Annotated in this window: 17 protein-coding genes and 3 tRNA genes; 12 read left to right on the forward strand and 8 right to left on the reverse strand. The window is 49.9% G+C overall.

Annotated elements, in window-relative coordinates; genetic code table 11:
- Nucleotides 1-132: 132 nt before the first annotated feature.
- The 4 genes from KOI40_RS09505 to folD form a co-directional block, all read right to left on the reverse strand.
- A complete protein-coding gene (locus KOI40_RS09505) occupies nucleotides 133-1179 on the reverse strand; it encodes a class I SAM-dependent methyltransferase (protein WP_216097270.1) in 1047 nt (348 codons plus the stop codon).
- An 8-nt stretch (nucleotides 1180-1187) separates the two neighbouring features.
- On the reverse strand, nucleotides 1188-1883 hold the full coding sequence (gene rsuA, locus KOI40_RS09510; RefSeq protein ID WP_216097271.1) for a 16S rRNA pseudouridine(516) synthase RsuA: 696 nt from the start codon (nucleotides 1881-1883) through the stop codon (nucleotides 1188-1190).
- Nucleotides 1884-1887: 4 nt separating this feature from the next.
- Nucleotides 1888-2658 carry a tRNA pseudouridine(65) synthase TruC gene (truC, locus tag KOI40_RS09515; RefSeq protein WP_216097272.1) on the reverse strand — a complete coding sequence of 257 codons (771 nt, stop codon included), beginning with the start codon at nucleotides 2656-2658 and terminating at the stop codon, nucleotides 1888-1890.
- Nucleotides 2659-2751: 93 nt separating this feature from the next.
- Nucleotides 2752-3597: a bifunctional methylenetetrahydrofolate dehydrogenase/methenyltetrahydrofolate cyclohydrolase FolD gene (gene folD, locus KOI40_RS09520; RefSeq protein ID WP_216097273.1), complete on the reverse strand. Its 846-nt coding sequence runs from the start codon at nucleotides 3595-3597 to the stop codon at nucleotides 2752-2754.
- Nucleotides 3598-3916: 319 nt separating this feature from the next.
- On the opposite strand from folD, the gene KOI40_RS09525 reads away from it, so the two are divergent.
- From KOI40_RS09525 to KOI40_RS09535, 3 genes are all read left to right on the forward strand, one after another.
- Nucleotides 3917-3993 (forward strand) — tRNA-Pro (locus KOI40_RS09525).
- A gap of 87 nt (nucleotides 3994-4080) precedes the next feature.
- Nucleotides 4081-4157 (forward strand) — tRNA-Arg (locus KOI40_RS09530).
- Between the two features lie 54 nt (nucleotides 4158-4211).
- A tRNA-His gene (locus KOI40_RS09535) sits at nucleotides 4212-4287 on the forward strand.
- Nucleotides 4288-4346: 59 nt separating this feature from the next.
- Here KOI40_RS09535 and glpK read toward each other — a convergent pair.
- From glpK to KOI40_RS09550, 3 genes are all read right to left on the reverse strand, one after another.
- Complete coding sequence (gene glpK, locus KOI40_RS09540; RefSeq protein WP_216097274.1) at nucleotides 4347-5831, reverse strand: glycerol kinase GlpK; 1485 nt, start codon at nucleotides 5829-5831, stop codon at nucleotides 4347-4349.
- Between the two features lie 213 nt (nucleotides 5832-6044).
- Complete coding sequence (locus tag KOI40_RS09545) at nucleotides 6045-6413, reverse strand: HPF/RaiA family ribosome-associated protein (protein ID WP_216097275.1); 369 nt, start codon at nucleotides 6411-6413, stop codon at nucleotides 6045-6047.
- A gap of 274 nt (nucleotides 6414-6687) precedes the next feature.
- Nucleotides 6688-7119 (reverse strand): universal stress protein, encoded by a 432-nt coding sequence (locus KOI40_RS09550; RefSeq protein ID WP_216097276.1) that lies wholly within the window; start codon nucleotides 7117-7119, stop codon nucleotides 6688-6690.
- A gap of 206 nt (nucleotides 7120-7325) precedes the next feature.
- On the opposite strand from KOI40_RS09550, the gene KOI40_RS09555 reads away from it, so the two are divergent.
- From KOI40_RS09555 to KOI40_RS09580, 6 genes are all read left to right on the forward strand, one after another.
- On the forward strand, nucleotides 7326-8402 hold the full coding sequence (locus tag KOI40_RS09555) for a coiled-coil domain-containing protein (RefSeq protein ID WP_216097277.1): 1077 nt from the start codon (nucleotides 7326-7328) through the stop codon (nucleotides 8400-8402).
- Nucleotides 8403-8550: 148 nt separating this feature from the next.
- The gene (locus KOI40_RS09560; RefSeq protein WP_216097278.1) at nucleotides 8551-9498 is read left to right on the forward strand and encodes a TIGR01777 family oxidoreductase; all 948 of its coding nucleotides are present in this window, start codon (nucleotides 8551-8553) and stop codon (nucleotides 9496-9498) included.
- Nucleotides 9499-9640: 142 nt separating this feature from the next.
- Complete coding sequence (modB, locus tag KOI40_RS09565; protein WP_216097279.1) at nucleotides 9641-10333, forward strand: molybdate ABC transporter permease subunit; 693 nt, start codon at nucleotides 9641-9643, stop codon at nucleotides 10331-10333.
- A 3-nt stretch (nucleotides 10334-10336) separates the two neighbouring features.
- A complete protein-coding gene (gene modC, locus KOI40_RS09570; protein ID WP_216097280.1) occupies nucleotides 10337-11461 on the forward strand; it encodes a molybdenum ABC transporter ATP-binding protein in 1125 nt (374 codons plus the stop codon).
- A 176-nt stretch (nucleotides 11462-11637) separates the two neighbouring features.
- Entirely contained in the window at nucleotides 11638-12123 is a 486-nt protein-coding gene (locus KOI40_RS09575) for an Hsp20 family protein (RefSeq protein ID WP_216097281.1), read from the forward strand.
- Between the two features lie 224 nt (nucleotides 12124-12347).
- Nucleotides 12348-12890, forward strand: coding sequence for a class I SAM-dependent methyltransferase (locus KOI40_RS09580; protein WP_369413169.1), 543 nt, complete (start codon nucleotides 12348-12350; stop codon nucleotides 12888-12890).
- Nucleotides 12891-12938: 48 nt separating this feature from the next.
- On the opposite strand, the gene KOI40_RS09585 is transcribed toward KOI40_RS09580, so the two are convergent.
- Nucleotides 12939-13937, reverse strand: coding sequence for a GlxA family transcriptional regulator (locus KOI40_RS09585; RefSeq protein ID WP_216097283.1), 999 nt, complete (start codon nucleotides 13935-13937; stop codon nucleotides 12939-12941).
- A gap of 288 nt (nucleotides 13938-14225) precedes the next feature.
- On the opposite strand from KOI40_RS09585, the gene KOI40_RS09590 reads away from it, so the two are divergent.
- The 3 genes from KOI40_RS09590 to fadB all read left to right on the forward strand — a co-directional run bounded on the left by KOI40_RS09590 (nucleotide 14226) and on the right by fadB (nucleotide 19366).
- Entirely contained in the window at nucleotides 14226-16121 is a 1896-nt protein-coding gene (locus KOI40_RS09590) for a beta-ketoacyl synthase (protein WP_216097284.1), read from the forward strand.
- Between the two features lie 210 nt (nucleotides 16122-16331).
- A complete protein-coding gene (locus tag KOI40_RS18880; protein WP_216097285.1) occupies nucleotides 16332-16850 on the forward strand; it encodes a helix-turn-helix domain-containing protein in 519 nt (172 codons plus the stop codon).
- 365 nt (nucleotides 16851-17215) lie between these two features.
- Nucleotides 17216-19366 carry a fatty acid oxidation complex subunit alpha FadB gene (gene fadB / locus KOI40_RS09600; RefSeq protein ID WP_216097286.1) on the forward strand — a complete coding sequence of 717 codons (2151 nt, stop codon included), beginning with the start codon at nucleotides 17216-17218 and terminating at the stop codon, nucleotides 19364-19366.
- Nucleotides 19367-19371 lie beyond the last annotated feature (5 nt).

Consider the following 19371-nt stretch of genomic DNA (forward strand, 5'->3'; position numbering starts at 1 on the left):
ATTAACCCGGGGAGTTGGGCCGATTTCCCGGGGCATTTTTATTCGGGGCTAACCCTGCCGGGGCCGCCTTGTGACTTGGCCCCGATTTGTTCCTGGGAATTCCGAAGGCTGATGGATCAGGCCGTGCAGGCCTTATTTGTACAGAGCCAGAACTTTGAATTGCTTGTCACTGGCCAGGGGCTCGACTTTTTTAAAGAACTCTAAAGCCCTTTTTTCGATACCAATAAATTGGTTGACTACAAACAGGGCAATGCCGCTCGGGGCTAATCGCGCGGCACTGTTTTTCAGGAATTTGGTGGTCAGGCCGGAGTCGACAGAAAAACCCTGATGAAATGGAGGGTTGCACAGAACACAGTCAAACTGGGATGTGATGCTGGAGCCGCAATCATCTGCCGATACGGTAACTGCCAGCTTGAAGTGATTGAAGTTCGCTGTAGAGCAGGCCACTGCAGCGGCGTTGTTGTCAGTGGCTTGACGTCGATCGACTCCGGGCCAGTTTAGGGTTCTCAGCGTGAGGTAACCATAGCCACAGCCCAGATCCAGCACAGAGGCAGGATAAGACCTGGAGGCAAAGTACTGATCGGCCGTATCCATTAACAGCTGACTTCCCTGGTCAATTTTCTCCCACCCGAACAGCCCGGGCTTGCTCTGAATGGCGTGTTCATTGATTGTGCCAATCTCACGAATTCTTGGATAGTGTTTATCATCCAGCAGATGGTCTGGGCAGAATGAAGATTGCTTACTGAGAATGCCAATATACCCGTTGCCATTCTTTTTGGCTGAAACGTTTTCTCCCAGCAGTTTTCCAGCTTTGGAGATATAAGATTTTACCCCTTCATTCTTTTCGCCGCTAATGATCAACTTTCCGCCGGGTTTGAGGGTGCGAAAGGCTTCATTAATCAGGTGATGTACCACCAGTTTTTCTTTAGAAATCCGATAAACGATTTGATCCACACTGCTGTCTTCAATATGACTTAAATCATAATCATTAAAGCGTATGTCAAATGAGCGTCTGAGACAGTCCTGATACACGTCGTAACGATTGGTGATGACTTTAAGGTTGTCGTGTGGACTGACAGCTTTACCCGCCAGCAAGACATTTTCATCCGCTATCCAGAGAGTGTGGGGTTGTGTGTCTTGCAAAAAAGGCAACAGAATTTGAAAGCTGGTGTCGGACATAGTGGGACTTATACCTTAACGCTGAGAACTTCATCTTCTGTAAGTTCTCGATATTCTCCGGGCTCAAGGTCGGGGTCCAATACAATGGAACCGACTTTTTCTCTGTGTAATTCTTCCACTTTATTGCCAACCGCGGCAAACATACGCTTAACCTGATGGTATTTACCCTCGGAAATGGTGAGGCGTGCTTCATTGGAAAAGAGAACTTCCAGATCTGCCGGCAAGGTGGGTTTCAGTTCGCCGTCAAGCTTTACGCCGGCGGCAAATTGCGCGCCGGTATCACTGCTGATATCACTGGCGAGCGTCACGTAATAGGTTTTCTTGCACTCCCTCTTCGGGGATGTGATCGCGTGATTCCATTTGCCGTCATCAGTAATTAAAACCAGTCCAGTGGTGTCGATATCCAGCCGGCCTGCAATCTGTAATTTGTCTTTGTTGGGCTCATCAATCAATTCCAGAACCGTGGGATGGTCTTGATCTTTGGTGACACAGACATACCCCTGGGGTTTGTGAAGCATAAAATAACGAGGGCGGGGGGCTTCCAAGGGTTCCCCGTCGACACAGACTTCCATGGTTTCACTGATGTAAGTGGAGGGGTCTTTAATGGCCTCGCCATCAACAGTGATATAGCCAGCACGAAGAAGGCGTTTGACTTCCTTGCGAGACAGGTCGCTGACATGGCTGACGTATTTATCTAAACGCATGGGTTCAATTCCTTAATTGTTCTTTGTGCCATTGCTTGGGAAGAGCCTCTAGCCAGTCAAACCGTTCCAGAAGCTGGTGTAGTGTTTCATCAACGGGGGCGTTGAACACCAAAGTCTCGCCAGTCTCAGGGTGTGGCACCTGCATCTGACTGGCGTGCAACAAGAGGCGCCCGGCATTGAGCGCTTCTTTGAAATAGCGGTTGTGTCGACCACGCCCGTGTTTGGCATCTCCAATAATCGGGTGGTTGATGTGCTTCATGTGGCGTCGAATCTGATGTTTGCGGCCGGTTGCAGGCAGACATTCCACCAGAGAGTAGCGGCTTTGCGGGTAGCCTTCGATTTCTACGGGTAATTCTATGGTCGCCAACCGACGGTAATCCGTCTGCGCACTTTGTGGCGCTTTGTCCTGACGTGCCTTCTTGTCCGAATACTTGTCCAGCTCTTCTTTCAGCGCGTAATCGATCTGCCCCTGATGGTCGATATAACCACGGACTACCGCATGGTAGGTTTTACGGACGGCCTTATCTTCAATGGCCTGACTGATTGAACGAGCAGAAGAAGAGTCCAGGGCAAAGACCAATACACCCGAAGTGGGTTTATCAAGTCGGTGAACTGGGTAGACTCTCTGTCCGATTTGATCCCGGACGATTTGCAGGGCAAAGCGGGTCTCGTGGCGGTCAATTTCGCTGCGATGTACCAGCAGCCCGGTGGGTTTGTTGACAGCAATCAGGTGCTGGTCCTGATAGATGACCGGAAGGGTTTCCGCAGGTGTCAAAATGGGACTCCGAGCCGGTTGGTCTGTAGTGGTTGGTTTGGAGGAAGGGCAGCAGGATTTGCATCTTGCTGCCCCTGTGTATTTTCAATCCGATCAGAGTATTTTCTTTTCGCCTGAATCGACGGATTGATAAATCAGGGTGTTGATCGTCATTGGGCCCACACCACCCGGTACCGGGGTATACGCAGCAACACGGTCCTTAAGAGGTTCCAGTTCAATATCGCCCACACCGCCCGGGTGATAGCCGGCATCAACCACTACGGCGCCGTCTTTGATCCAGTCGGCTTTGATGAATTCGGGTTTGCCAACGGCACCAACGACGATATCAGCCTGTTTGATGTGCTCTTCCAGCCCCTGTGTGCGTGAGTGGCAGATGGTGACGGTGGCATTGGCACCTAACAACATCATCGCCATAGGCTTGCCCAGAATAGGGCTGCGGCCAACGACTACGGCATGTTTTCCTGCAATATCAATATTGTAGGCCTCTAGCAAGCGCATAATGCCTTTAGGAGTGGCGCAACCATAGGCCTCTTCGCCCATGCTCATGCGGCCAAAGCCCAGGCAAGTTACACCATCTACGTCTTTCTCCAGGGCAATGGCGTCAAAACAGGCGCGTTCATCAATTTGGGCCGGTACCGGATGCTGCAGCAGAATACCGTGTACATTTGGGTTGTTGTTGAGCTCGTCGATTTTGGCCAGCAATTCTTCAGTAGTGGTCTCTTCAGACATTTCTACTTTCAGGGAATCCATGCCGATTCGGGTACAGGCGTTACCTTTCATTTTGACGTATGTGGCTGATGCCGGATCCCCGCCAACCAGAATGGTGGCAAGAATGGGGGTTTGGCCATTACTTTTTTCTTTTAAAGCGGTGACGCGGCCTGAAAGCTCTTGTTCAGTTTTTTGCGCGAGTGCTTTGCCGTCCAGTACCAGTGCAGACATCGAGGGTTCCCGTTCTATAGAGTGGTCAAAAAGGAGTAATAAACAGGTGGCTATTCTCCCACATGCGGGGTGTCCAGGCCAATATGTGCTTGATATTCCTGATCATTCTTTCTTTTCTGGAAGTAAGGGGCCTGCAAGGCTAAGCTGGTGCATAATAAAGCGGCCAGAACAAAGAATGACCAATTGAGCCATGTTTATGAAAAGGCTCGGCTAAGTTACTGCATTTGTTGAACATTTTTTTGAAAAAAGCCGTTGACGAGGTAAGGGTGCATGGGTAATATGCGCACCTCTTCAGCGGCAACAGCCACTTAAGACAAGTCGGAGTGTAGCGCAGCTTGGTAGCGCATCTGGTTTGGGACCAGAGGGTCGGGGGTTCGAATCCCTCCACTCCGACCACTATTTCAAAGTTCGAGCCTAGTCTAGGCTGCCTTTACAGGCTTTGAGTCCAGGGCTCACCCAAATTGCCCCTCGGCAATAAACAGTGCGCCCGTAGCTCAGTTGGATAGAGCATCCGCCTTCTAAGCGGATGGTCGCAGGTTCGAATCCTGCCGGGCGCGCCATCTTCGCGCAGGCAGGTCTGACATTAACCAGGTGTCAGAAGGCAACGATCAATGGTGGGCGTAGCTCAGTTGGTAGAGCCCTGGATTGTGATTCCAGTCGTCGTGGGTTCAAGTCCCATCGTCCACCCCATCTTAAAAGCCCCCAAATTTGGGGGCTTTTTTCGTTTTGGGGTATCTGTTCTGCCCATCTCAGTGAGATGTGACCCTCCGTACCGCATCAAGCCAGCCTTGGTACAGCTTTTCCCTTGTAGCCTCTTTCATTTCGGGGCTGAATTTCTGTTCACAGGCCCAGAGTTTCTGAATTTGCTCTAAAGAGCAGAATATCCCGCTGTGCAAGCCAGCCAGATAGGCGGCTCCCAGTGCTGTGGTTTCAGTGATTTGGGGCCGCTCTACATCGGTGTTCAACAGATTGGCCAGAAATTGCACCAGCCAGTTGTTTTGAACCATGCCGCCGTCTACCCGCAATGTTGAGGGCAGGCTAGCGCCGTCAGCTGCCATGGCTTCGAGAAGATCCCGGGTTTGGTAGCAGACGGACCTGAGGCCTGCAGCAACGATCTCCTTAATGCCTGTGTCGCGAGTCAGCCCGGTAATGGCGCCTCGTGCATTAGGATCCCAATAGGGGGCTCCCAGGCCGGTAAAGGCTGGTACCAGATAAACACCGGATTTTTGATCGGCACTCTCTGCCAAGGCTTCCGATTGAGAGGCGTGATCGATAAGTTGCAGGCCGTCGCGCAACCATTGAATGGCCGCTCCGGCTATGAAAATACTGCCTTCAATGGCATAGGTGACATCACCGTTAAGGCGATAGCCAATGGTCGTGAGCAGGCGGTTTTCCGATTGCACGGCAGTTTTGCCGGTGTTGAGAATCATAAAGCAGCCCGTGCCATAGGTGCTTTTCGCCATGCCGGGCTTGAAGCAGGCCTGACCGATCAGTGCCGCTTGTTGGTCTCCTGCAATTCCTGTGATGGGAATCTCGGCTCCCAGTAATTCGGGAAGGGTGGAGCCAAAGTCTGCACTGCAATCACAAACTTCAGGCAGCATGGATTTGGGGATAGAAAACAGGTCAAGCAGGTCGTTGTCCCACTGCTGCTCATGGATATTGAACAGCATGGTGCGCGATGCATTTGTGGCATCGGTTTTATGGCTTTTGCCGCCAGACAGACGCCACAAGAGAAAGCTGTCTATGGTGCCAAACAGCAACTCGCCTTGCTGAGCTTTTTCTTTGGCGCCTTCTATGTTTTCCAGAATCCAATGGATTTTTGTGGCCGAAAAGTAAGGGTCGATCAGCAGGCCGGTTTTACCCGCGATGATTGGTTCCCGGCCCTGTTGTCTCAATGTCTCACAGGTCTCGGCTGTTCGACGATCTTGCCAGACAATGGCGTTGTAAATTGGCTTGCCGGTATTCTTATCCCAGACAACTGTGGTTTCCCGCTGGTTGGTGATGCCAATACAGGTTATATCGAAAGCGTTTAGTCGCGCCTGCCGTATGGCTTGTTGGCATACCTCAAGGGTAGTTTGCCAGATAGTTTCTGGGTCGTGTTCTACCCAGCCATCTTCAGGAAAGATCTGTTCGAACTCTTGCTGCGCTTGTTGGAGTGGAAGACCTTGTTCGTTGAAAATGATCGCTCTTGAACTGGTCGTGCCCTGATCGATCGAAAGAATGTATTTGGCCATAGGTCCGTCTTATTTATTGCCGATAGTGATTGCATCACTGAAGTTTGGCATAGGACCACAGAATTAAAAAGTCGCTGAAAGATAATGACGGCAGTGTGTTGAGTGGCTTGGAATTTTATTGGGCAATCTGAAGGGGGGTAGTTCTATATTGTAAAGGTCGACTCTGTTGCCAGAGCCGACTTCCGAGTTTGACTTCTAAATATTAATATTGAATTAGTGAAGTTCGTTGTCTTCAGGGGATTCAACCAGATCCAGAATATTTTTGCCGGATGGTTTGCTGTTTTGTTTGGCGGTAACCTCTTTAAGCTTTCTTTCGGCCGCTTTGAAAACATCTCTTACAGCGACATGAATAGAAGTGTCGTCCTGATGCAGCGTGAAGGAATTGCCTTTGACTCCCAGTTCGATCTGAGCGCGATAGAGTTTACCTTTATGTTTGTGTTGGTGCGGACTGTCTAACACAACCCGGCTACTCTGAATTTGCGAGGAGATCCGATTAAGCTTTTTGAGCTTTTTGTCGATGGTGCTGGTGAGTGCTTGAGAGGCGTCCAGGTCACGGTAAACGACATTATTCATGTTGTGCATAATTAGTAGCTCCTATGGATCTAGAGAAGTTCTAGCTAAGGCTAGAAGTGTTCTTGCTAAGGCGGCCACCTTTGAAATTTATATTGCCTCTGGCAGTTTTAAATTCAAGTGTTTTTTTGTAATAAAATGCGAAGAATCAAATAAAATTCGAAATAGCCGAAAATGTCTTGGCGGTTCAGATACACCGTGCTAGATTTATTCGGATAATCTCTTCAAGATTCCCTTCATATACGGCCGTGAACCCGATTTCACGCCTGATTTCATTAGTCCCTGCCTATTCAACTTTCACGGTCAGAACATCACAGGGCGCGTGCTTGAGAACGCTATTGGAGGTTGATCCAAGCAGTAATTGCAGTCCGGACCGGCCATGGCTACCGACGACAATCAGATCACATGATAATTGTGTGGCCAGTTTGTGAATGGCCTCAGAGGGTTGCCCAAACTCGATGTGCCCTTGAGAGGCAGGAATTTCATGCTTTTCCAGAATGGCTCTGAACTCGGGATAGACCTTTTGTCTGATTTGAGCTTCTGTGGTTGGAAGATTGCTGCCAGTCAGTTCACCGTATCCGGTGATGGGGTGCTCGCAGGTGTGTATGACTTGTAGCTTGCTGGTTTGGCCGCCGGCTTGTGAGATTGCCATTTTCAGAATCCTGGAGCTGTTGGCATCCAGGTCAATGGCACAGAGTATATTTTGGTAGCAGGACACTGATATCTCCCTGAGGCAAAAAAATAATGTATGTCTGGTCTAAGTTTACTTTATTTGGTTGTTTTTTGCCCCGCAATGAGAGGGGATTCTCTTGTAATTCAAGGGGTTGCTCGGTACAGTGAAACTTACTTGAAACCCGCATTCTAAAGGCTTTTTGTTTTTCAGGATGTTACGGAAGACAACCCAATATCCAAGATGTACAGAAAATGATCAAACAGTTAGTCCTATCAGCCCTTATTTTATCGTCTTCACAATCTATCTTAGCTGGAACCGTCAGTCAGGAAGAAGACAAGCTTGACCGTTTCTACCAGGCGTTCGAAAACCGCTCATCAGAGCTGGAAGATATTGAAAACGAGCTTTTTGGTTACGACTATAAACTTGAGCGCGCCCAGAAAGATTTACAAACCGCACAGAAGGAGTTGGCTGCCGCCGAACAGGAGCACGCAAAGTCCAAGCGCGATCTTGCTGCGAATAACTCCGAAGATAATCAGCGAGCCTTCAACTTATCTGAGCATGCTTTGAAAATGTCTGAGCGCGGTGTGCGTACCCGTACCCGACGTCTTGAGCGTGTTCAGGAGTCCATGAAAGAGTTACAGGAGACTCAAGCCCGATTGCAGGCGCAGGTGGCAGATTCTCAAAAGCGTATTGAGGTTCAGGAGCGTGAAGTCGCAGCAGCAAAGAGAATGGCCAAAATCCGTCTGGCCCAGGCTGATAAGGCGCGCGCAGAAGCTGAGCGACGTATGGCTGAAGAAAAGCGTCAGGCTGAGGCTGCTAAACGTGCAGCTGCAGCTATGCCGGTAATCGAGCCGCCAGCCACTTCTCAGCCAGCAGTTGCAGAGGTTGCGGCTGCCGGCCAAAACGAGTCTTCAGCCACCATTGTCGAAGAGCCAGTTGCGTCAGCAGTTGAAGAAGATTTCAGCGATTCTGAGAAGGAAGAACTGAGTGAGCTTGATAAAGAGGCACTCGAGTACGCGCAAAAAGAAGTTGCCCGGCTGGAAAAATTGCTGTCTTCTTCGAGTGCAGGTCGTCCGACCTTTCGTTATTTGGCCCTGGAAGGAAATAAAATAGACGCTGCCAGTTTTGAGTTTCTGGGAGGTGACCAGTACCGCGTTGACTCTGTAGTTACTAAAGGCCGTCAAATTTTTGAAGTTGGTCGTCACAAGTTCCGTCGCACCATTCCTGCATCAGATGATGGTGCAGAGTATGTGTTTATCTACGATGCCAAACGACTGTCCCGCCCGCGCCTGGTGATGTTCAAAAAGTCTCTGATCGGCGATTTCTAAAAGCAATTTCAAACACCTTCGCACCCGGCTTGCCGGGTGAGCGACAGTCAGGCAATACTGGCTGTCGCCTGTTCTCGTTTATACCATGCGCCTATTTCTCGCTGTGAAGCAAGCTCCTGCTAAACTGATCGGTGATTAAGGAGCAATTATGGTTACTCACCAAGGTACAACATCTATTGAGCATACCGATAAGGGGCGAGTCCTTATCACGGGCGGCACCGGATTTATCGGTCGTGTTCTGGTATCGCATTTGGCAGATGCTGGCTACGAATGCTGGGTTCTGAGTCGTCAGCCAGGTGGTGGAGCTGGGGCAAACAGTAAAGCTCACTATGTGAATTCCCTGACGGCGCTTCCCAATCCCTTGCCGAAGCTGGTTATTAATCTGGCTGGAGAGGGGATTGCTGACAAGCGTTGGAGCTCCCGACGCAAGGCAGAGCTTAAAGATAGCAGAATTGGGCTAACCCGGACCCTGGTTGAGTATTACGGGCAGCAGGATCAGGCCCCCAAGCGTGTAATTTCTGGCTCGGCAGTCGGGTTTTATGGGGCGCACGATGATGAGTTGCTGAATGAGGAGGGCCGAAGCCACCCTGGTTTTGCCTATGATCTATGCAAAGGCTGGGAAGAGGAGGCTACCCGGTTTGTTGCATTAGGCTCTGTGGTTTGCTGTTTGCGAATCGGTGTTGTCTTAGGGGCTGATGGCGGAATGGTCGAGAAGCTGAAAAAACCATTCTCTATGGGGGTTGGTGGTCAAATAGGCCACGGCAGGCAGTGGATGAGCTGGATCCATCGCCAGGATCTGGTTCGCCTGATACTGTTCGTGCTGGAGCACGAAACCTTGCATGGGCCCATCAATGCAGTATCCCCCAATGCCGTAACAAATGCGGAATTCACACGACAGTTCGCGGCACAGCTGAGGAGGCCTGCGTTGTTACCCATGCCATCCATGGCGGTTAAGTTACTGTTTGGCCAAATGGGGGAGGAGTTGCTCCTCAGCGGTCAGCGGGTTGTACCTGAACAGATTGTGCGCAGCGGTTTTGAGTTTTCCTACCCTGATCTCGAGTCTGCACTAAAGCAATGTCTGCAAACTGGTGTATGATCTGCCATCACAAGTTCATTGACGCTTAATGCGTCCGATGTAACAACCCCGCCTGGGATTAAAGCGGGGACAATTAATTGACGCTAAATGGTATTTGATCGGAAACGTATGAAGCGGCGCGGAATCTTTGTGGGAAAGCGGGATGTTTTCTGAGGCTGATCTTGCTGCAATTGGATTAACCCTGCGCCTTGCGACCACGGTTACCCTTTGCCTTATGGTTATCGGTACTCCCATAGCCTGGTGGCTGGCTCGCAGGGATTCCTGGTGGAGGGGCATCGTTGGCGCGGTGGTGGCGTTGCCGCTGGTATTGCCGCCGACGGTATTGGGTTTTTACTTTCTGATCGCTATGGGCCCCCAAGGGTGGCTGGGTGAGCTGACCCAGTTTCTGGGACTTGGAACCCTGGCATTCACGTTTCAGGGGCTGGTTGTCGCATCAATCTTCTATTCCTTACCCTTTGTCGTTCAACCGATACAGAATGCCATTGAGGCGCTGGGTGAGCGTCCTTTAGAAGTCGCGGCTACTTTACAGGCGGGGCCCTGGGATCGTTTTTTTACTGTCGTGTTGCCCATGGCCAAACCTGGTTTTATATCCGCAGCCATTCTGGGGTTTGCCCACACTGTCGGTGAGTTTGGCCTGGTTTTAATGATTGGTGGCAACATACCCGGTGAAACACAGGTGGTTTCGGTGCAAATTTACGACCACGTTGAGGCGTTGGATTATACCCATGCGCACAGTTTGTCGGGGGTGATGGTCGTGTTCTCGTTTGCCGTATTGTTGGCTCTGTCCGTGTACCAGAGAAAGTTTGCCAAGTCCCGTATTGGGTATGGGATCTGACAAGTGACTGAAAAGACCATCGACGCACAATTCTCTTTTAAGTACTCCGCCCGTGATAAAAACAGACCTGATACATTCTCTCTGGACATCGATGTCAGCCTGCCCATGAGCGGCGTAACGGCCATTTATGGGCACTCGGGCTCTGGCAAAACAACTCTGCTTCGGTGCATCGCCGGGCTGCAATCTTTTAACAAAAAAGCATGCTCAGAGGGATTTATTGCCAGGCTTCAGGTCGGCGGAGAGGTTTGGCAGGATCAGGAAAATTTATTGGCTCCACACAAGCGTTCCATAGGCTATGTCTTCCAGGAGGCTGGCTTGTTTCCGCATTTAACTGCCGAGCAGAACATTCAATACGGCATTCGAAGAATATCAGACAAGCCGTCTGCAGAGTTTTATAGCCATATCCTTTCGTTAATGGGGATTCAAGCGCTAATGAGTCGATTGCCTGATCAGTTATCGGGCGGGGAGCGTCAAAGGGTGGCTATTGCGCGAGCGCTGCTGATTAAGCCAAAGCTGCTGCTGATGGATGAGCCACTGGCATCCCTGGACTCAGCCAGAAAAGAGGAAATTTTACCTTTTTTGGAATCCCTGAAAGAGGAGTCGAAAGTTCCGATTTTGTATGTCAGTCATTCTATGGAAGAGGTTTCAAGATTGGCTGACAATCTGGTCATGCTGGAGGATGGTAAGGTTGTCGCCGAGGGGAGGCTCAATGAGGTCTTGTCCAGGATTGATGTGCCACTACCTGCGTCAGAAGCTGGTATGGTTGTTGAGGCAGCGGTGGTGGAAAAGTCCTCCAGGTGGCACCTGTTGCGTGCTGAGTTTTCGGGCGGGGAGTTTTGGCTAAGGGATTCAGGCGAGCGTCTCGGTCAGTCAATACGGCTAAGGATTTTGGCCCGTGACGTCAGTTTGGCTAAAGAGTCACACGACGACTCCAGTATCCTGAACAGGCTGCCGGTGAAAGTGTTGGAAGTGGGGCAGGATACAGATCCAGCCATGTGCCTTGTGAGACTGGGAGCCGGTCAGACCCGGCTGCTTTCCAGAATCACAAGGTGTTCGGCGGAGCATTTACAGATAAAAACCGGTCAACGGTTATGGGCGCAAATCAAGTCTGTCGCGATTGTGCGCTAAGCGCTTCGTTCCACACCACCTCAAAAAAATAATAAAAAAATAATTTAGGACCCTTGAAAAAAAACACTGAAGCCATATTTATGAAGTAAGCCTGCTCATGAGAGGGGCTTAACGGAATGGCCTGATCGCAGGATAGGCCGACAAATCACATATTGCTTCAATGTAAGGGTATGATTATGCGTAATACAGACTTTTCTCCACTTTATCGCACTGCCATTGGTTTTGACCGCATGGCTTCCATATTGGATAACCTGAGTCGTAACGATCAAAGTCAGGGAGGTTACCCTCCTTACAATATCGAGTTGATCGACGAAAACGAATACCGAATCACTATGGCCTTGGCAGGGTTTACTGAGTCCGAGTTGAGTATTCAATCCGAACAGAACACACTGACGATTACCGGCAAGAAAGCCGAAGAGCAGGGTGACAGGCAGTTCCTGCATCAGGGGATTGCAGCACGCAACTTTGAGCGCCGCTTCCAGTTGGCTGATCATGTACGTGTGCAGACGGCAAGGCTGGAAAATGGTCTGCTGCATGTAGAGCTGGTTCGGGAAATTCCAGAGGCCATGAAGCCTCGGACCATTGAAATTCAATCAGGTTCTTCTGAAACTGGCCAGCGCAAAGAAGCTTCTCTGAATTCAGTGCCTCACAAGGTAGCCTGAAGTTAAGGCTGGCTGAGAAGCCGAAATATCTCAAACTGTTTTAAGGGCCTCTTATGAGGCCCTTTGTGTTCAATCTCTGTAGAAGTTCAGGCTCTGTTGTGGTCGGTTTTCGGGGAAGTATGAGTAACGTTGAATTGTGTCCTTTTTGTCTCGGCTCAACTGAGAAGTTTTATCAAGATCGACGCAGAGATTATTATCATTGCCCCCAATGTTTATCGGTTCACGTGCCCGCTGACTTCCACCTTGACCCTGTTCTGGAAAAAGCAGAGTACGATAAACACGAGAACCATCCTGAAGACCCGTCTTATCGTCGCTTCCTGTCTCGCTTTTTTGACCCTTTTTGTGAGCGTATTCCACCCAAAGCTTATGGGCTGGATTTTGGTTGTGGGCCTGGACCGGCACTTGCCTCAATGCTGGAAGAGGCTGGTCATTCAGTGGAAAAATACGATCTCTACTATTATCCGGATGACTCGGTGTTGCAACAACAATACGACTTTATAGCCGCCACCGAAGTGGTAGAGCACCTGGCGGATCCCATGAGTGTGATTGACAGGCTCTGGATGTTATTAAAGTCCGGTGGAGTGCTTGGAATCATGACCAAGCGTGTTGTCGATATTGAAGCGTTTAAATCCTGGCACTACAAGAATGATCCTACCCACATTACTTTTTTTCATGAGCAAACCTTACAGTTTATTGCGCATCGTCTTGGGGCCGAGCTGGATCTGGCCGGTGCGGATGTGGCTTTCCTGAGAAAGCCAGTGAGCTAATGTTAAAGCCCGTTCTTATTGTCTTAGGTCTGGCACTTTTTCAGCGGGTCAGGTTTCTGCCGTGAACAATTTGGCTCTTACGGTAGAACGGTAATCGCTGGGTGTTGTGGACAGCAATTTTTTAAACAGGCTCGAAAAGTGCCCCATGTCTTGATAGCCGACTTTGTAGGCAATTTCACTGACGGACAGGTTACTGGTTTGCAGTAAATCTTTTGCCATGTCGATGCGAATTTCCTGAAGGTACTGTAAAGGTGTCTTGCCAGTAGCGTTTTTAAAGCGTCGGTTAAATGTACGCACACTCATGTCAAATTTTTCTGCAACATTCTTTAGCAGGATTTCTTTCTGGCAGTTGTCTTGCAGCCATATCTGAGCCTGAACAATGTCTTCGTCAGGATGGTAGCGATGTTTATCGTCGTAATAGCTGGTCGATTCATAGGGGCGACGAATTTCATGAGAAAAATTGCGCTGTACGTGTGTCGCAATTTCCTGACCGTATGTGCGATGAATAAAGTGAACCGTTAAATCGGCAACGGCGTTTACGCTGGCAGCACAATAAATGTTGCCTGACTGCGTAATAAAATACTGACGTTTCAGCTCCACGTCGGGGTAGTCACGATGAAACTGATCGAAATAGTGCCAGTGGGTAGTGGCGGCCTTACCGTTCAGCAGGCCGGCTTCAGCCAGAAAACAGCATCCCGTGCCGACCGCAATCAGAATGGCGCCTTGTTCATTCAGTTGCTGCAGCCATTGGACAATTTCAGGGTGCCGTCTGATGATTGGGCGTGGGTTGCGCCACAGAGACGGGATGATCACCATGTCACTGCTGCCAATCTCATCAATACTCAGTTCCGGGGTCAGGTTGAAGCCAGAGCGAGTTTTAATGGCTTCTTTGCGGGCGCCAGCTGTCGCAATATTCAACTTCATGGCGTTGCGGTCCCGTCCTTTGGCTGCACTCTCGGCTGCGTTCATCATTTCAATAGGCAATGTAATGCTTGTGGCGAGCATGTCTTCAATGACCAAAAAGGTCGCACCAAGACGTTTCTTCATAATCTGTGTACCAATATGGGGCGCTATGCGCCTGATATGACTGAAAACTGGTCTGACTGACTCTAATACCGTAATTTTTGTCCATTATACCGGTAACTTATCTATTTGGCTCCTTCTAAAATGAATGAAAGAGTGTGCATAGCGTCTGAACTATTGAAATATTTTTTGCAACTGAGCCCCCGTGCTAACCCTTGAAGCATGACCTCAGTATTTCAACGCCAATATAAAAGAGCTTTTGCGCCAATACAGTCAAAGTACTGATCCAGTACTGAAAGAAGGAAAGTTGCCATGTCTCGTTTGCCCATTATTGCTGGTTTTGGTGGTTACAATGCCGCTGGTCGTAGCTCTTTCCACCATGGATTTCGCCGTATGGTTCTGGAAAGCCTGGATGAGAAGGCCAGACAGGAAACTCTGGCTGGCCTGGGAGTGATGACTCATATTATCGAAGCCGATGAATCTGGTTTTAAGTCTAAAGACGGCGGCGGTTTGACATTGGCTGATATCGAGTCTCAATTTGGCGATGAGATCATGCAGGCAACCCTGATCCGACGCATTGAGAAGTCCTATTTCGATGTGGATGCCGCCCCCTGGCAGCAGTCCGTCACCGTAGGCCCTGGCAGCAGTGGCACATCTTTTCTATTGTCCCGATTCCAGCTTCCCAAAACGATTCCAGCCTCCTGGACTGTAACCGACTATTCTGATTCTCATGTCAGTGTGCATCTTGCGGACAACTGTGACGTTAAAATCGACTCTACCCGTAATGTCGATGTGAAATCGGCGGGGCAGTTGCCAACAGGGTTTGATCCTGCGGCTCTGTACAGTTCTCGCTTCCACCCCAGGGGGCTTCAAATGACCATTGTTGGCGTCAGTGATGCGCTGCAATCCATGGGGATTCCCTGGGAAACCGTAAAGTCTTCCGTACATCCTGACGAAATTGCTGTTTACGCAGGCAGTGTGATGAGCCAATCGGATGAAAACGGTTTTGGTGGGATGATGCAGTCGCGCCTGAAGGGGGGGCGTGTTACTGCCAAGCAGCTTCCGCTTGGGTTAAATACCATGCCCGCAGATTTCATTAATGCCTATGTGCTGGGTAGTGTCGGCACGACAGGTTGTACCACTGGAGCTTGCGCCACCTTCCTGTATAACCTGAAGCAAGGTATTGAAGCCATTCAGTCCGGGAAATCACGTGTCGTGATTGTGGGCAACAGTGAGGCGCCGATTACTCAGGAAATTATTGATGGCTTTGCCGCCATGAGTGCTTTGGGAACCTATGAGGGACTTAAAAAGGTTGAGGGTACCGATGAGCCTGACCTGAGAAGGTCCAGTCGTCCATTTGGTGAAAACTGTGGATTTACCATCGCCGAAGCCTGTCAGTTCGTCATTTTGATGGATGATGAGCTCGTGGTGGAACTTGGCGCCCAGATTCACGGGGCAGTAACCGATGTCTTTATTAATGCCGATGGCTTTAAGAAATCCATTTCTGCGCCGGGGCCTGGCAATTACATTACCTTGGCCAAGGCTGTGGCTTCTGCACGTGAAATCGTTGGTGACGAATCGGTAAGAACCCGCAGCATGGTTCATGCTCACGGATCCAGCACGCCAGCAAACCGTCAGACCGAGTCTGAATTGTTGGATCGCGTGGCTGAAACGTTCGGTATCACGGATTGGCCTGTGGCTGCCGTTAAGGCCTATGTGGGGCATTCCATCGGGCCGGCCAGTGGGGATCAGCTCATTGCTGCTTTGGGCTCTTTCAAATACAACCTTGTACCTGGCATCAAGACCATAGACCAGGTGGCGGATGATGTGCATCAGCAACGTCTGTCTATCTCAGTGTCGGACATCTCCAAGCAGCAAATTGATGTGGCGTTTATTAATACCAAGGGCTTTGGTGGCAATAACGCCACAGGCGTTGTGCTTGCGCCCGTAGTGGTTGAAAAGATGCTGGCCAAGCGTTATGGCAAGGACGTTATGACTGGGTATAAGGCCAGGCTGAATGCTGTAATCGAAACTGCCGAAGCCTACGACCAGTCGGTTCTTCATGGCAACTTCAATATTACCTACAACTTTGGCACCAATATGATCGATGATGCCAGTCTGACCCTTTCTGAGTCTGCTGTCGGAATCCCCGGTCTTGATCATCCGGTGACTTTCAAAAAAGAAAGCCGCTACACCGATATGCTTTAATTTCAATTAATTCGGCTTGTATGGGTAGAGGCCAGTTTGCAGTAAAACGCACTTCTGGATGGCCATTAGGTTCGTAGATCGGCGAAAATGGTGTGCTCTTGCAATCCTGAGTGATTGATTTTGTTACTGAATCTAGTCGTGTGGGATATGGTCAGCGCCGACACCCACTGCTAGGATGAAGATCTTGCTACAAGATGGATCGAGATTTTCATGGCTGAACCGTTAGGACTTCGATTAAAGGCGATTCGTGAATTTTACGGCTGGTCTCAGAGGGAATTGGCAAAGCGTGCCGGCGTGCCCAATAGCGCTATTTCCGTGATTGAACAGGGCTCTGTGAGTCCCTCAGTCTCCTCGCTGGAACGAGTTCTTAAAGGCTTTCCCATTACTCTTACTGATTTCTTCGCGATCAGCATGAATCGGCAGCTTGCCAAGGTCTCCCATGAGGATCATGAGCAAGGTACAGGCTCATTCTTTGCTGCTTATCAAGGAAATGCAGGGAGGGAATTAACGCTGCGTTCATTCAAGTGCAGACCCGATGACCCGGTTGTCAATCTTATGTCTCGCGGTCAAACCATGATTCTTCTTGTTGCAGGTGAGGCGCAATACCATGCCCTTGGTGTAGAGCATCACTTGGTCAGTGGCAGCAGTCTGTCGCTGCAATCACCAACACCGTTTCGTCTTGAGCCCATTGGTGGGCCTGCAGAATGGGTGGTGGCGTCTATTTCCTGATGGCGAGCTTTTGAGTTCATCGATTCCCTGAGTGCAACTAAACCCCGACCTAAATTACCCCCTATGAGCTTCGCCGGAGTGGCGGCAAACCATGGGGTCGACTATTTTTTAGGCTTATTGTGTGGGTTTTGGGTCGGACCAGCGGAAGCGAACTCATTTTCAATACCATCGGGTCACGATGAGTGGTTCAAACAACTGTTTTAAATGGTTATACTCCGGCGTCTCGTCCTCTGGGCTCCCAAATATGGGGGGAGTGTCATTGGCGAGGCTACTTTCACGGCAATAGTCATTCGCAGGATTAAGCCTTTGGTTGAGTGTATATTCAGTCGGGTTTATGAGATCGAAAGGAACTTACGAGGTCGAACATGATTTTTAAAGGTAACGCTGTTTCGGTGCAAATGCTTGAGGCAGGCATCGCAGAGTTGAATTTTGATTTACAGGGCGAGTCGGTGAATAAATTCGACAGCGCCACTGTAAATGAGCTGGAACAAGCCATTACGGCGCTGGAAAATACGGCAGACCTGAAAGGGGTTCTGGCGACCAGTGGCAAGGGCGTTTTCATTGTAGGTGCTGATATCAGCGAATTTGTCCCGCTGTTTGAGCAGGGGCCTGAAGCTGCAGGCGAGCATTTGGGTAAGAACGCTGAAAACCTTAATCGTCTTGAAGATCTCGGTGTGCCGGTTGTTGTTGCGATTAATGGTTTCGCATTGGGCGGTGGCCTCGAGTTTTGTCTGGCGTGTGATTTCCGTATTGCCAGCAATGCTGCGAAAGTGGGCTTGCCAGAAACCAAACTGGGTCTGATCCCGGGTTGGGGTGGCACCGTACGCCTGCCTCGTCTTGCAGGTGCAGATGTGGCTATCGAGTGGATTGCTTCTGGTAAAGACCAAAAGGCCGAAGCCGCACTGAAAGCCGGTGTTGTTGATGGCGTTGTTGCTCCTGAAGCTTTGCGTGATGCAGCTCTGAATGTGTTGCAGCAGTGTATCGATGGCAAGCTGGATTACCAGAGTCGTCGTGAGCAGAAAAAAGCACCACTGAAACTCAATGGCATTGAGTCGATGATGGCTTTTGAAACCTCCAAAGCCTTTGTTGCCGGTCAGGCTGGACCAAATTATCCTGCCCCGGTTGTGGCTGTGAAGTGTATGCAGAAATCTGCTGGCTTGGGCCGTGATGAAGCTCTGCAAGTAGAAAAAGAAGGTTTTGTAAAAGTGGCTTCTACCGAAGCTGCGAAATCCCTGGTTGGTCTGTTTTTGAGTGATCAGTTGATCGCCAAGAATGCAAAAAGCTGGGAAAAGAAAGCGGACAAGAAAATCGGTCACGCTGCTGTATTAGGTGCTGGCATCATGGGCGGCGGTATCGCTTACCAGTCCGCCTTGAAAGGCACGCCAATCAAAATGAAAGACATTGCTCAAGCAGGTCTGGATTTGGGATTGTCAGAAGCAAACAAATTGCTGAGCAAGCAAGTTGCGCGTGGTCGTATGACTCCTGAGAAAATGGGCAGTATTCTGGCCAAAATCGATGCGACCCTGTCTTACGACAGTTTTGGCGACGTCGACATGGTTGTAGAAGCTGTCGTCGAGAACCCTAAAGTCAAACAAGCAGTTCTGGCTGACGTTGAAAAAACGGTTTCTGAAGACACCATTATTGCCTCCAACACCTCTACCATTTCCATTACGCACCTGGCTGAAGCCATGCAGCGCCCTGAAAATTTCTGTGGCATGCATTTCTTCAATCCTGTACATGCCATGCCATTGGTTGAAGTTATCCGCGGTGAAAAAACGTCTGACACAGCAGTTGCTCGCACTGTTGCTTACGCCAACGCCATGGGCAAAAAAGCCATCGTGGTCAATGATTGCCCGGGCTTCCTGGTTAACCGTGTTCTGTTCCCTTACTTTGCCGGTTTTGCTGGCCTGTCACGTGACGGCGCCGATTTCCAGAAAGTTGATAAGGTTATGGAAAAATGGGGCTGGCCAATGGGTCCTGCCTACTTGATGGATGTTGTTGGTATTGACACCGGTTCACATGCCGAGCACGTGATGGCAGAAGGCTTCCCTGATCGCATGTCCAAAGATTACAAGACTGTAGTCGATGTCATGTTCGAGAACGAGCGTTACGGTCAGAAAAACGGTAAAGGTTTCTATACCTATGAAACTGACAAGCGCGGCAAGCCTAAGAAAGTTGCCAAGCAAGATACTTACGACCTGATCGCTCCAGTTGTTGCTGAAACCAAAGAGTTCGATCAGGAAGAGGTCATTGCTCGCATGATGATTCCTATGGCGACTGAGCTTGCTCGTTGTCTGGAAGAAGGCATTGTAGGCTCTCCTGCCGAAGCTGATATGGCACTGATCTACGGTGTTGGTTTCCCTCCATTCCGCGGCGGTATTTTCCGTTGGATTGACAGCATGGGTGTCGAGGCCTTTGTTGCCATGTGCGACAAGTACAAGCACCTTGGCAAACTGTACGAAGCAACCGATGCGCAGCGCGAAATGGCTGCAGCCGGTAAAAAATATTACGCATAAGTGCG

Origin of the sequence: Pseudomaricurvus albidus, from assembly GCF_018863235.1 — a bacterium.
GTDB classification, from domain to species: domain Bacteria; phylum Pseudomonadota; class Gammaproteobacteria; order Pseudomonadales; family Cellvibrionaceae; genus Pseudomaricurvus; species Pseudomaricurvus albidus.